Here is a 13275-nt window from a genome sequence, read left to right on the forward strand (position 1 = left end):
AATCTCAAGCCAAGCGTTGCCCCGATACCGCCGGGTGAAACAGCGGCTGCACCTTGTTCCCCGCGGGGTCCAGCAAGTGGAAGCTGCGCGCCCCGTCGCCGTGGTTGAAGGGCCGGTCAAGCAAGGTCACGCCGTGGGCCTTGAAGTATTCGTACCAGGCATCCAGCTCTTCCACGCTGTCGACGATGAAACCGTAGTGGTCAACGGTCTGCAACCCGTTGGCCGCCGCCGCGCCACGGCCCAACGAAAGGTTGTCGTTGCCACAGGTGAGGTACACCAGGTCCTCATTGGCGCGGTGTAGCACCTGCATGCCGAGCACATCGACATAGAAGCGTTCACAGGCCTCCAGGTCAGGCACCAGCAGGGCAATGTGACGCAAGCCGTTCAAACGGCCGGGGCGCTGAGGCAAATCAGGCATTTGGGGCGACTCCAGTATTTTTGTATACAATAAGAAACCGAATTTAATACAAATGGAGCGCCCTGTGTATAGCCTGATCATCAAGACCCGCGTCAAACCCGGCTGCGCCGATGCCTTCCTCACCGCAATCCAAGTCAACGCTGCCGCATCCGTCGCCTCTGAGCCTGGCTGCCTGGTGTTCGATGTGTCCCAGGACAGGCAGGACCCGGACGTCATCTACCTTTATGAGATCTACCTCGATGACGCCGCCTACCAAGCCCACACCGAGACCCCACATTTTCGCGACAGCAGGCCACTGGTAGAGCCCTTGATCGTTGCGCAGGAGTGCTTCGAGAGCGACGTGGTGGCGCGAAACCCAGTGTTCTGACCGGCGCCCACGCCTATAAAAAAGCCCTGGCAAGGGCCAGGGCTTCCGGTAGAGGTGGCCAGATCCTTCTGGCCGACGGGACATTCCTTATTCGGCTTTCAGGCCGTCAGACATTACGCTCTTGACGCCTTTGATGTTCTTGGTGATACGAACCGCTTCTGCTTTCTGCGACTCAGTTACGGCAACGTCGGAAGACAGGGAAACTACGCCTTGGCTGGTTTCGACTTTGATGTCGCTGCCCGGAATGCCTTTCTCAGTCAACAGGTCTGCTTTGACCTTGGTGGTGATCCAGGTATCCGAACCCTCTTGCTTGGCATTGTCAACGGTGTTGGCAGCCAGCATGACAGGGGCCTGGGTAGCTTCGGCAGCGAAAGCGCCGTTGGCCATGGTCAGGGTCAGAGCGGTGGCAGTAGCGGCAGCAATGGCGAACTTTTTCATACGAGTCACTCCTGTTTTTCGAAAGGTCTGCGCCGATGTTCCTGGCGTCAGGTACTAGGGTAATTGCACGCCCTGTGCCAGCTTTCGAATTTAATAAATTACCTTAATAATCAACTAGTTATAAAAACCCCTCGCGTCTCTGAATCGTGCAAATTGCAAGCCCGGGAAAAAACCTGCATGCAAGATGCAAGTCCGACAGGCTTTTTTATCGTCCATAAAAAAAGGACCCGGTGAAGGGTCCTTTTCTGAAGCGTTGCGAGGCGCTTAGACGCCCGATGCCTTGGCAGCGGCAACATCCTTGATCGACAGCTTGATACGGCCGCGGTTGTCCACGTCCAGTACCAGCACTTCGACTTCCTGGCCTTCTTTCAGCACGTCGGTGACTTTCTCGACGCGAGCATCGCTCAGCATGGAGATGTGCACCAGGCCGTCCTTGCCCGGCAGGATGTTGACGAAGGCACCGAAGTCGACGATGCGCTCGACCTTACCGACGTAGATCTTACCGATCTCGGCCTCGGCAGTGATGCCCAGGATGCGCTGCTTGGCAGCTTCAGCGGCTTCCTTGGTTTCGCCGAAGATCTTGATCGAACCATCGTCTTCGATGTCGATCGAGGCCTTGGTTTCTTCGCAGATGGCGCGGATGGTGGCGCCGCCTTTGCCGATGACATCGCGGATCTTGTCGGTGTCGATCTTCATCGCCAGCATGGTCGGGGCGTTGGCCGACAGCTCTTTACGCGACTCTGCAATGACCTCATTCATCTGGCCGAGGATATTCAGGCGCGCTTCGAGGGCCTGGCCCAGGGCGATCTCCATGATCTCTTCGGTGATACCGTTGATCTTGATGTCCATCTGCAGGGCGGTGACGCCCTTGGCGGTGCCGGCGACCTTGAAGTCCATGTCGCCCAGGTGGTCTTCGTCACCCAGGATGTCGGTCAGGATCGCGAACTTGTCGCCTTCCTTGACCAGGCCCATGGCGATACCAGCAACCGGTGCCTTCATCGGTACACCGGCGTCCATCAGTGCCAGGGAAGCGCCGCAGACCGAAGCCATGGAGCTGGAGCCGTTGGATTCGGTGATTTCCGAAACCACGCGGATGGTGTAAGGGAACTCGTCGACGGACGGCAGCATGGCCTGGACCGAACGACGGGCCAGACGGCCGTGACCGATTTCGCGGCGACCAGCGCCACCCATGCGACCACACTCACCAACCGAGAAGGGTGGGAAGTTGTAGTGCAGCATGAAGGGGTCTTTCTTCTCGCCTTCCAGGGTGTCCAGCAGCTGGGCGTCACGAGCAGTACCCAGGGTCGCAACGACCAGGGCCTGGGTTTCGCCACGGGTGAACAGCGCCGAACCGTGGGTTTTCGGCAGAACGTCGACTTCGATGTTCAGCGGGCGTACGGTCTTGGTGTCGCGGCCGTCGATACGTGGCTTGCCGTTGACGATGTTCTCGCGAACGGTGCGGTATTCGATTTCGCCGAAGATGTCTTTGACTTCGCTGGCCGATGGCTGGCCTTCTTCACCGGAGAACTTGGCGACAGCCTGGTCGCGCAGCTCGCCCAGGCGAGCATAGCGATCAGCCTTGACGGTAATGGTGTAGCCCTGGGAAACGGCTTCGCCGAATTCAGCGCGGATGGCGTTGAACAGCTCGGTATTGGCGGCAGCAGGTTTCCAGTCCCAGGTAGGCTTGCCGGCTTCGGCAGCCAGTTCCTTGACCGCCTGGATCACAGCCTGGAATTCGTCGTGTGCGAACAGCACAGCGCCCAGCATCTGGTCTTCGGTCAGCTCCTGGGCTTCCGATTCAACCATCAGGACGGCGTCGGAGGTACCGGCGACGACCATGTCCAGGCTCGAGGCAGCCAGTTGCTCGTAGGTCGGGTTCAGCAGGTAGCCGGTGCTTTCATGGAAGGCAACGCGGGCAGCGCCGATCGGGCCTTCGAAAGGAATGCCGGAGACCGCCAGGGCAGCCGAAGTACCGATCATCGCGGCGATGTCCGGGTCGGTCTTCTTGCTGGTGGAAACCACGGTGCAGACGACCTGCACTTCGTTCATGAAGCCTTCCGGGAACAGCGGGCGGATCGGACGGTCGATCAGGCGCGAGGTCAGGGTCTCTTTCTCGGAAGGACGGCCTTCACGCTTGAAGAAACCACCTGGGATCTTGCCGGCGGCGTAGGTCTTTTCCTGGTAGTGCACGGACAGCGGGAAGAAGCCCTTGCCCGGATCGGCCTGTTTGGCACCGACCACGGTCACCAGCACGGTCACCTGATCTTCGTCGGTGGCGGTGTCTTTGACCGATACCAGCACGGCGCCGGTGGCCTGACGAGCAATGCGGCCCGTTTCGAGGGTAACGGTCGAGTGACCGAAATTGAACTTCTTGATTACCGGGTTCACGGTTTCCTACCTTTTTTCAGTGGCTCTGTGGGGAACGGGTTCTTGCGAATTCTTGGGCAGAACGGGGAATCGGCCCCATTGACCGTCCAGATACAACACGAGGCTGGGAGCCTGGGCGTCGCGCGGAAAACCCGCACGACGGCACCAGGCTGCCAACCTCGAAGATACACGTGGCGTGCCCCATGGCAACGCTGCCAGGCAGCGCTCCCACAGCATGCGGCACGCCACGCACACCACTGGCCAGGCCGCTATTAGCGACGCAGGCCCAGACGACCGATCAGGGTGCTGTAACGAGTGGTGTCCTTGCCCTTCAGGTAGTCCAGCAGCTTACGACGCTGGTTGACCATACGGATCAGGCCACGACGGGAGTGGTGGTCTTTCTCGTTGGACTTGAAGTGACCTTGCAGCTTGTTGATGTTGGCGGTCAGCAGAGCAACCTGTACTTCCGGGCTACCGGTGTCACCGGCGGCTTGCTGATAGTCGGCAACGATCTGAGCTTTTTCTTCGACGCTGAGGGCCATTTGGCTTCTCCTGATAACGGACTCCGCACGCGGGGTCCAATAGGCCAGGGACTGCTCCCTGTGATTAATGTAAGAGGTGTGACCGTGCCTACTGACAGCCACCCTCGTATCCACGCGTGTTGGCCGAAGCCTTCACCCATGGTTTCGGTCATTCCGACCGAATCAGCCGACGTGGCGCCACGCGCCCGTCTTCACTCACCTCACCGATACCGATGAAGCGGTCGTTGTGATCATAGACCCGGAGCATGCCGAACTGCGGCACATCCGGGGCACGCACCGCCTGCCCATGCAGCCAGTAGAACGCGCTGTGCTCGGACAGACGTACCAGCGCCCAGTCCTGCAACCCGCTGTCGGACGGCATCAGGAAGCGATCGAGCGCTTCATTGCCACCTTCGGCATGGGCCGCCTCGAGCGCTTCGAGGGTCACGGTCTGTGCCAGCATGAAAGGCCCGGCCTGGGTACGGCGCAGTTCAGCGACATACGCACCACAGCCCAGCGCCTCGCCGATATCCTCGACCAGGGTGCGAATATAGGTGCCTTTGCTGCAACCGACCGACAACCGCGCGCGGGTGCCTTCGCTTTCGAGCAACTCCAAGCGGCCAATAGTAACAGAACGCGCCTCGCGCTCCACTACCTCTCCTGCACGCGCCAGCTTGTAAAGCGGCTGGCCGTCGCGCTTCAAGGCCGAGTACATCGGCGGTACCTGGCTGATCGGGCCGCGGAAGCGTGGCAGCACGGCTTCGATGTCGGCGCGACCAACGGTCACCTCGCGAGTCTGCAGCACCTCGCCTTCGGCGTCCGCGGTGCTGGTAGTCTGCCCCAGCTGCATGACTGTCTCGTAACCCTTGTCGGAATCGAGCAGGTACTGGGAAAACTTGGTCGCCTCGCCGAAGCACAGCGGCAACACACCGGTGGCCAGCGGGTCGAGGCTGCCGGTATGCCCGGCCTTCTCGGCATTGAGCAGCCAGCGGACTTTCTGCAAGGCGGCGTTGGAGGTGAACCCCAGCGGCTTGTCGAGCAGGATGATGCCGCTGACGTTGCGGCGGATACGTTTGACCTGGGCCACCGCTTACTCCTTGGTGTCCGGCTCGTCGGCATCCCGGTGCAGCCGGTCTTCGGCCACAGCACGTTCGATCAGCGCAGAGAGGTGAACACCCCGACTGACGCTTTCATCGAAGTGGAAATGCAGCTGCGGCACACTGCGCAGCTGCATGGCACGGCCCAGGTGCAGGCGCAGGAAGCTGGCGGCGCTGTTCAGGGCCTTGAGCGATTGTTGCACGCCGTCGGCGCCTTCTTCACCCATCACGGTGATGAAAACCTTGGCGTGCCCCAGGTCGCGGCTGACGTCGACGGCAGTGATGGTCACCAGGCCGACGCGCGGGTCTTTGACTTCACGGCGGATCAGATCGGCCAGCTCGCGCTGCATCTGGTCACCGATACGTTGGGTACGGCTGTATTCTTTTGCCATTTTTGCTACCTGTAACTAAAGCGGCAAACGCCCGACCAGGCTGATGCCTGGTCGGGCGCTACCTTCAGAGGCGTTGCCCGCCGCAATGCAGCGGGGCTCGCGCCATGCTCGTCCCTTACAGGGTACGAGCGACCTGGACCTTCTCGAAGACTTCGATCTTGTCGCCGACCTTGACGTCGTTGTAGCTCTTGACGCCGATACCGCACTCCATGCCGTTACGCACTTCGGCGGCGTCGTCCTTGAAGCGACGCAGCGATTCCAGCTCGCCTTCGAAGATCACCACGTCCTCGCGCAGTACGCGGATCGGACGGTTGCGGTACACGGTACCCTCGATGACCATGCAGCCAGCGATGGCGCCGAACTTCGGCGAACGGAACACGTCACGCACTTCGGCGACACCCAGGATGTTCTCGCGAACATCGCTGCCGAGCATGCCGGTCAGGGCTTTCTTGACGTCTTCGATGATGTCGTAGATCACGTTGTAGTAACGCATATCCAGACCTTCCTGCTCGACGATCTTGCGCGCGCCAGCATCGGCACGCACGTTGAAGCCGAACAGTACTGCATTCGAAGCCAGCGCCAGGTTGGCGTCGCTCTCGGTGATACCACCGACACCGCCACCGATCACGCGGACCTGCACTTCGTCGTTGCCCAGGCTGCCGAGCGAGCCCTGCAGCGCCTCGAGAGAACCGCGCACGTCGGTCTTGAGGACGATGTTGAGGGTCTTCTTCTCTTCCTGACCCATGGTCTCGAAGATGTTTTCCAGCTTGCCGGCATGGGCGCGGGCCAGCTTGACCTCGCGGAACTTGCCTTGACGGAACAGGGCCACTTCACGGGCCTTCTTCTCGTCGGCGACCACCGACAGCTCGTCACCGGCATCCGGAGTGCCGTCCAGACCGAGGATCTCGACCGGGATCGACGGGCCGGCTTCCTTCACAGGCTTGCCGTTCTCGTCGAGCATGGCGCGCACGCGGCCATAGTTGGAGCCGACCAGAACCATGTCGCCCTGACGCAGGGTACCGTCCTGAACCAGGATGGTAGCTACCGGGCCACGGCCCTTGTCCAGACGCGATTCGACCACGACACCACGACCCGGTGCAGTCGGGGTAGCGGTAAGTTCGAGGATCTCCGCTTGCAGCAGGACCGCTTCGAGCAGCTCGTCTACACCGGTACCCATCTTCGCCGAAACCTTGACGAAAGGAGTGTCGCCACCCCAGTCCTCGGAGGTCACGCCTTCGACGGCCAGTTCGTTGCGGATGCGATCGAGGTCGGCACCCGGCTTGTCGATCTTGTTCACCGCAACCACCAGCGGTACGCCAGCGGCTTTCGCATGCTGAACGGCTTCGCGGGTCTGCGGCATCACGCCGTCGTCCGCTGCAACCACCAGGATGACGATGTCGGTAGCCTTCGCACCACGGGCACGCATCTGGGTGAACGCGGCGTGGCCTGGGGTATCCAGGAAGGTGACCATGCCACGGTCGGTTTCGACGTGGTAGGCACCGATATGCTGGGTGATACCACCGGCCTCGCCTGCGGCAACCTTGGCACGACGGATGTAGTCGAGCAGCGAGGTCTTGCCGTGGTCGACGTGACCCATGACGGTCACCACCGGCGCGCGGGACTCGCTGACACCTTCGAACTTCAGCGATTCAGCCAGGGAGTCTTCCAGGGCGGTATCGCTGACCAGGGTGACCTTGTGGCCCAGCTCTTCGGCTACCAGCTGAGCGGTTTCCTGGTCGAGCACCTGGTTGATGGTGACCGGCGTGCCAAGCTTGAACATGAACTTGACGACTTCAGCACCCTTGACCGACATCTGCTGTGCCAGGTCCGAAACGGTGATGGTCTCGCCGATGGTGACATCGCGGATGACCGGGCCGGTCGGGCTCTGGAAGCCGTGCTGGTTGCGCTTCTTCATCTTGCTCTTGCCACCGCGGCCACGACGGAAGCCATCGCTTTCTTCATCGGTGGTGCGAGGGGCGGCACGAGGAGTCGGCGCCTTCTCTTTTTCCTTGACCTTGACCTTGATCGAAACGCGCGGCGCTTCGCCACGGCCGGCACCGCCACGACGATCGTCTTCGCGGGTGCGGCTTTCGTTGCGACGGGTCTCGTCTTTCTTGCGCTCGGCAGCGCGGGCAGCGGCGTCTTCGGACACCGGCGCGTCGGCCACTACCGGTGCCGGGGCGGCGGCAGCCACGACGGCTGGCGCAGGCTCGGTCTTGGCAACCGGGGCAGCAGCAGGCGCCTCAGATGCCGGACGAGGTGCGGCAGCCGGCTCGGCGCGCTGGCGCGTCTCGGCTTCGGCTTTCTCACGTGCTGCGTTCTCGGCTGCGCGGCGCTCTTCCTGCTCGCGCTTCTGCTCGGCCTGGATTTCTTCCGGGCTGCGCTGCACGAACACCTTCTTCTTGCGTACTTCTACGCTGATGCTCTTGCTACCGGCGACACGCAGGGTGCTGGTGGTCTTGCGCTGCAAGGTGATCTTGCGCGGCTCTTCCACCTTGCTCTTGTGGCTGCTCTTCAAATGGGTCAGCAAAACCTGCTTCTCATTGTCGGTCACTACCTGACCGGCGTCGGTGTGCGGCAGACCTGCCTCACGCATCTGCTGCAGCAGGCGCTCTACCGGTGCCTCGACCTCTTGGGCCAACTCTTTCACCGTGACTTGCGTCATGCACTTCTCTCCTCAGGCCGCGCCTAATTACTCGAACCAGTGGGCTCGGGCGGCCATGATCAACTTGCCGGCACGCTCTTCGTCGATGCCGTCGATGTCGAGCAGATCGTCGATCGACTGCTCGGCCAGGTCTTCGCGGTTAACCACGCCGCGCACCGCCAGTTCCGCCGCCAGGTCCTTGTCCATGCCCTCGAGGGAGAGCAGGTCTTCGGCCGGATGGGCGTCTGCCAGTTTTTCTTCGGTAGCGATGGCCTTGGTCAACAAACGGTCCTTGGCGCGAGCACGTAGCTCATTGACGATTTCCTCGTCAAAGCCATCGATGTTGAGCATTTCTTCCAACGGTACGTAGGCAATTTCTTCGAGGCTGGTGAAGCCTTCGTCGACCAGCACCTGTGCCAGCTCTTCGTCGACTTCCAGTTCATCAATGAAATTACGCAGGATGTCGCCTGTTTCAGCTTGCTGCTTGGCCTGGATGTCCTTCTCGGTCATCACGTTCAGGGTCCAGCCAGTCAACTGACTGGCCAGGCGAACGTTCTGACCGCCCCGGCCAATGGCCTGGGCCAGGTTGTCCTCGGCCACGGCGATGTCCATCGCATGGGCATCTTCATCGACGATGATCGCCGCGACTTCAGCCGGCGACATGGCGTTGATGACGAACTGCGCCGGGTTCTCGTCCCACAGGACGATATCCACACGCTCGCCACCCAGCTCGCCGGAAACGGCCTGGACGCGCGAACCACGCATGCCGATGCAGGCGCCTTGCGGGTCGATGCGCTTGTCCTTGGAGCGGACGGCGATCTTGGCACGCGACCCCGGGTCACGGGACGCTGCCATCACCTCGATCAGGCCCTCGGCGATTTCCGGCACTTCGATGCGGAACAGCTCGATCAGCATCTGCGGTGCGGTACGCGACAGGATCAACTGCGGGCCGCGGTTCTCGGTGCGGATTTCCTTGAGCAGTGCACGCAGGCGCACACCGACCCGGAAGGTCTCGCGTGGAATGATGTCTTCGCGGGCCAGCAGAGCCTCGGCGTTGTTGCCCAGGTCGACGATGACGTTGTCGCGGGTGACCTTCTTCACCGTACCGGAGATGATCTCGCCCACGCGCTCGCGGTAGGCGTCGACCACCTGGGCGCGCTCGGCTTCGCGAACCTTCTGCACGATCACCTGCTTGGCGGTCTGTGCAGCGATGCGGCCGAACTCGATGGACTCGATCTTTTCCTCGATCACATCACCGATCTTGGCTTCTGGGTGCGTGTCTTTGATCTTGTCCAGCCAGGTCTCGATCGCCGGGTCGTCCAGATCGTTCTCGTCGACCACGGTCCAGCGGCGGAAGGTCTCGTAGCTACCGGTGTGGCGGTTGATTTCCACACGCAGGTCGACTTCGTCTTCAAAACGTTTCTTGGTTGCAGTGGCCAGGGCCACTTCCAGCGCTTCGAAAATAACGCCGGGTGGTACACCCTTTTCGTTGGATACCGATTCAACAACCAGCAGTACTTCTTTGCTCATCGTACGCCTCGCCTTGCGCAAGCCATTGGGCCAGGAATATCCGCCGGGCCCGGCACGTCTCAGTCAAAACTGGGAATAATATTGGCCTTGTCGATCGAGTCGATCGGCAACAGGAACTCGTGAGTGTCCACCTGGACCACCACATCCTGCTCCTCCACACCGCGGAGAAGGCCCTGGAAGTTGCGACGCCCCTCGAAGGGCGTACGCAGCTTGATCTTCACTTGTTCGCCGGCATGCGAGGCAAACTGTTCCAGAGTGAACAGCGGGCGATCCATGCCAGGAGAGGACACCTCGAGGGTATATTCCGAGCTGATCGGATCTTCTACGTCGAGGATGGCGCTGGCCTGTCGGCTGACCGCTTCGCAGTCGTCCACCAGGATGCCGTCTTCCTTGTCGATGTAGATACGCAAGACCGAATGCTTGCCCTGGGAGATGAACTCGACCCCCCAGCATTGATAGCCCAGACCCTCGACAACCGGGGCCAACAAGGCCTGCAACTGTTCTAGCTTGCTCGACACCTGAACCCCCTCGTGCATGCTGTGCAAATAAAAAATGGGCGAATCGCCCATCCCTGAAAGCGCCGTTGAACAACGACGCGAAGAACTGTTCAGCTAGCAAAAAGCCCCTTAAAAGGGGCTTCGCTGAAGCTGGTTGCGGGGGCTGGATTTGAACCAACGACCTTCGGGTTATGAGCCCGACGAGCTACCAAGCTGCTCCACCCCGCGACAAAGCTGGGGCGAAAGTATAAGACCGAACCCGCTGAGGGGTCAATCCGACCTCCACCTGCAAGAAAGCCCGCTCAAAGCGGGCTCTCATGCTTCAATTGGTACCGAGAAGGGGACTCGAACCCCTACACCCTATGGGCACAACCACCTCAAGGTTGCGTGTCTACCAATTCCACCACCTCGGCAATACTACTTCTTGAAACCCGTTACTTCTGCTCTGGTGCCGCTGGAGGTACATCACCTGGTTGGGTGGTTTCACTCTTCTGGCCTTCGAGCACCGGTACATCATCACTTACTGCCGGCTTCTGCTCTTTGACTTCCAACACTGCTGGATCTGGCAGACCTGCTTGGCCAAGCTGTTGAGCTTGTTCCTTAGCAAAGTATCCTAACCCAAGAGCAGTTAAGAAGAAAGTGGCAGCGAGTATAGCAGTAACTTTACTCAAGAAGGTAGCGGAACCTTGGCTTCCGAACACAGTATTTGAAGCACCTGCGCCGAAAGATGCACCTGCTTCCGCACCCTTACCCTGTTGCAGCAGCACCATGACAACCAGTGCCAACGCAGCCAACAGATGAAAAACAACTACGACTGTTTCCAGCATTTGTTCAGTTTCCTGCGGCGCGACAAATTGCACCGAATTCGTCTGCGTTCAGGGACGCTCCACCAATGAGCCCCCCATCGATATCCGGCATGCCGAACAGTTCGGCCGCATTGGCCGCCTTCACGCTGCCGCCGTAGAGAAGCTGCACTTTACAGGCAACTTCGGCGTCCTTCGCTGCCAGCTGGGCGCGGATGGCTGCATGCACATCCTGAGCTTGCTGAGGCGAGGCCGTCAAACCCGTACCAATGGCCCATACAGGCTCATAGGCAATTACCGCATTGGCAAAAGCTGCAACACCGAACGCGTCGATGATACTGCTCAGTTGACGCCCAACCACTTCCAGCGTCTTGCCGGCCTCGCGCTCTTCGAGAGTTTCCCCTACGCAAAGCACTGGCTTCAAACCACTTGCCTGGGCGGCTGCAAACTTGCGATTAAGCACTTCATCGCTTTCACCAACAATCTGGCGACGTTCGGAGTGCCCGATCAAAACCAACGTGCAACCTGCTTCAGCCAACTGAGCCGGTGATATTTCACCGGTCAGCGCGCCCTGCTCGGGCTGTACTGCAGAATTCTGTGCACCGACGGCAATCACCTTCCCTTCCAAGCCATCAATCACCTGATTGATAAACAGGAACGGTGGGAATACCGCGACTTCAACTTCGCTCGGAAGGGCCAGATTTCTCAGGCCCGAGGTCAGCTCAGCGACGCTGGCGCGGGTACCGTGCATCTTCCAGTTACCAGCTACCATGGGGCGACGCATGCTTTACCTCGTCGGTCAAAGTGGGCGCAGATCTTACCCAACCAGAACTGCGCTGGCAAGCGTCTTTCAGGCACAAACTTCGGCGACCAGCTTGGCCAGGGCCTCGGCATGGCCGCGCACCTGGCTTTCATCGTCGCCCTCGACCATCACACGCACCAAGGGCTCGGTACCGGACTTGCGCAACAGCACGCGACCGCGCCCAGCCATGGCCTCGGTGACCTTGGCACTGGCTTCCTGAACCGCTGGATTCTCCAGAGGGTCGTCCTTGCCGGCGCCGAAGCGCACGTTGATCAGCACCTGCGGGCACTTGCGGATGGCTTGACGCGCCTGCGCCAGGGTCTCGCCGCGACGCTTGAGGGCCATCAGAACCTGCAACGCAGCGATGATCGCATCTCCGGTGGTGGTGTGGTTGCAGCACACGACGTGCCCGGAGTTCTCTCCCCCCACCTGCCACTCGCGATCGATCAGTTCGGCCATGACATAGCGATCACCCACCTTGGCGCGAGCGAACGGAATGCCCAGCTCCTGCAACGCCAGCTCCAGGCCCAGGTTGCTCATCAGGGTCCCGACCACGCCACCTTGCAGCTTGCCGCGCTCCTGAAGGTCACGGGCGATGATGAACAGCAGCTCGTCACCGTCGACGATCGCGCCGGTGTGATCGACCATCAGCACGCGGTCGCCGTCTCCATCGAAGGCGATGCCCAGGTCGGCGTGGCCGACCAGCACTGCTGCCTGCAACGATTCGATATGGGTAGAACCGCAACCCTCGTTGATGTTCAGGCCGTCAGGCTGTGCATGCAGCACGGTGACATCTGCGCCCAGCTCGCGGAACACGCTCGGTGCCACCTTGTAGGTCGCGCCATGGGCGCAGTCGACGACCAGCTTCAGCCCAGCGAAATCGGTGCTGCTGGGCACGCTGCTCTTGCAGAATTCGATATAGCGCCCGGCGGCATCGTTGATGCGTGAGACCTTGCCCAGCTTGCTCGACTCGACCACGGTCATCGGCTGGTCGAGCAGCTCTTCGATCATCAGTTCGATCTCATCGGGAAGCTTGGTGCCCGTGCCGGAGAAAAACTTGATGCCGTTGTCGTCATGGGGATTGTGCGAGGCACTGATGACAATGCCGGCTTCAGCATGGAAGGTGCGAGTGAGGTAAGCGATGGCCGGGGTCGGCATAGGGCCGAGCAGCATCACATCGGCGCCGGCCGCAGACAAACCGGCCTCCAGCGCAGACTCGAACATGTAGCCGGAAATACGGGTGTCCTTGCCTACCAGTACACGACAGTTGCCGGCCTTGCGGAAGGCCATGCCCGCCGCCCAGCCAAGCTTGAGCATGAAGTCAGGCGTGATGGGGTATTCGCCGACGCGGCCACGGATACCATCGGTACCAAAGTATTTTCTGCTCATAGAGGCTCCA

13 protein-coding genes and 2 tRNA genes are annotated in these 13275 nt (G+C 60.6%); 1 reads left to right on the top strand and 14 read right to left on the bottom strand.

What is annotated here, in order from left to right:
• Positions 1 to 4: 4 nt before the first annotated feature.
• Positions 5 to 418, bottom strand: coding sequence for a VOC family protein (locus RAC97_RS17325; RefSeq protein ID WP_375098703.1), 414 nt, complete (start codon positions 416 to 418; stop codon positions 5 to 7).
• A gap of 64 nt (positions 419 to 482) precedes the next feature.
• Between RAC97_RS17325 and RAC97_RS17330 the strand changes: the two genes are divergently transcribed.
• Positions 483 to 785 (top strand): putative quinol monooxygenase, encoded by a 303-nt coding sequence (locus RAC97_RS17330; RefSeq protein WP_375098702.1) that lies wholly within the window; start codon positions 483 to 485, stop codon positions 783 to 785.
• 87 nt (positions 786 to 872) lie between these two features.
• On the opposite strand, the gene RAC97_RS17335 is transcribed toward RAC97_RS17330, so the two are convergent.
• The 13 genes from RAC97_RS17335 to glmM form a co-directional block, all read right to left on the bottom strand.
• Positions 873 to 1223, bottom strand: a complete 351-nt coding sequence (locus tag RAC97_RS17335) for a BON domain-containing protein (RefSeq protein WP_375098701.1) — start codon at positions 1221 to 1223, stop codon at positions 873 to 875.
• 264 nt (positions 1224 to 1487) lie between these two features.
• A complete protein-coding gene (gene pnp, locus RAC97_RS17340; protein ID WP_375098700.1) occupies positions 1488 to 3611 on the bottom strand; it encodes a polyribonucleotide nucleotidyltransferase in 2124 nt (707 codons plus the stop codon).
• A 251-nt stretch (positions 3612 to 3862) separates the two neighbouring features.
• Positions 3863 to 4132: a 30S ribosomal protein S15 gene (gene rpsO / locus RAC97_RS17345; protein ID WP_375098699.1), complete on the bottom strand. Its 270-nt coding sequence runs from the start codon at positions 4130 to 4132 to the stop codon at positions 3863 to 3865.
• Positions 4133 to 4280: 148 nt separating this feature from the next.
• On the bottom strand, positions 4281 to 5198 hold the full coding sequence (gene truB / locus RAC97_RS17350) for a tRNA pseudouridine(55) synthase TruB (RefSeq protein WP_375098698.1): 918 nt from the start codon (positions 5196 to 5198) through the stop codon (positions 4281 to 4283).
• A gap of 3 nt (positions 5199 to 5201) precedes the next feature.
• Positions 5202 to 5600: a 30S ribosome-binding factor RbfA gene (gene rbfA / locus RAC97_RS17355; RefSeq protein WP_375098697.1), complete on the bottom strand. Its 399-nt coding sequence runs from the start codon at positions 5598 to 5600 to the stop codon at positions 5202 to 5204.
• Between the two features lie 115 nt (positions 5601 to 5715).
• Positions 5716 to 8265, bottom strand: a complete 2550-nt coding sequence (gene infB / locus RAC97_RS17360) for a translation initiation factor IF-2 (protein WP_375098696.1) — start codon at positions 8263 to 8265, stop codon at positions 5716 to 5718.
• A 27-nt stretch (positions 8266 to 8292) separates the two neighbouring features.
• The gene (nusA, locus tag RAC97_RS17365; RefSeq protein ID WP_375098695.1) at positions 8293 to 9774 is read right to left on the bottom strand and encodes a transcription termination factor NusA; all 1482 of its coding nucleotides are present in this window, start codon (positions 9772 to 9774) and stop codon (positions 8293 to 8295) included.
• A 59-nt stretch (positions 9775 to 9833) separates the two neighbouring features.
• The gene (gene rimP / locus RAC97_RS17370) at positions 9834 to 10292 is read right to left on the bottom strand and encodes a ribosome maturation factor RimP (RefSeq protein ID WP_375098694.1); all 459 of its coding nucleotides are present in this window, start codon (positions 10290 to 10292) and stop codon (positions 9834 to 9836) included.
• Between the two features lie 130 nt (positions 10293 to 10422).
• A tRNA-Met gene (locus tag RAC97_RS17375) sits at positions 10423 to 10499 on the bottom strand.
• 99 nt (positions 10500 to 10598) lie between these two features.
• Positions 10599 to 10684 (bottom strand) — tRNA-Leu (locus RAC97_RS17380).
• A gap of 21 nt (positions 10685 to 10705) precedes the next feature.
• Positions 10706 to 11098 (bottom strand): preprotein translocase subunit SecG, encoded by a 393-nt coding sequence (gene secG, locus RAC97_RS17385; protein WP_375098693.1) that lies wholly within the window; start codon positions 11096 to 11098, stop codon positions 10706 to 10708.
• Positions 11099 to 11102: 4 nt separating this feature from the next.
• Positions 11103 to 11858: a triose-phosphate isomerase gene (tpiA, locus tag RAC97_RS17390; RefSeq protein ID WP_375098692.1), complete on the bottom strand. Its 756-nt coding sequence runs from the start codon at positions 11856 to 11858 to the stop codon at positions 11103 to 11105.
• 66 nt (positions 11859 to 11924) lie between these two features.
• Positions 11925 to 13265: a phosphoglucosamine mutase gene (gene glmM, locus RAC97_RS17395; protein ID WP_375098691.1), complete on the bottom strand. Its 1341-nt coding sequence runs from the start codon at positions 13263 to 13265 to the stop codon at positions 11925 to 11927.
• Between the last annotated feature and the right edge of the window lie 10 nt (positions 13266 to 13275).

Source organism: Pseudomonas sp. LS_2, from assembly GCF_042709235.1.
Lineage (GTDB): Bacteria > Pseudomonadota > Gammaproteobacteria > Pseudomonadales > Pseudomonadaceae > Aquipseudomonas.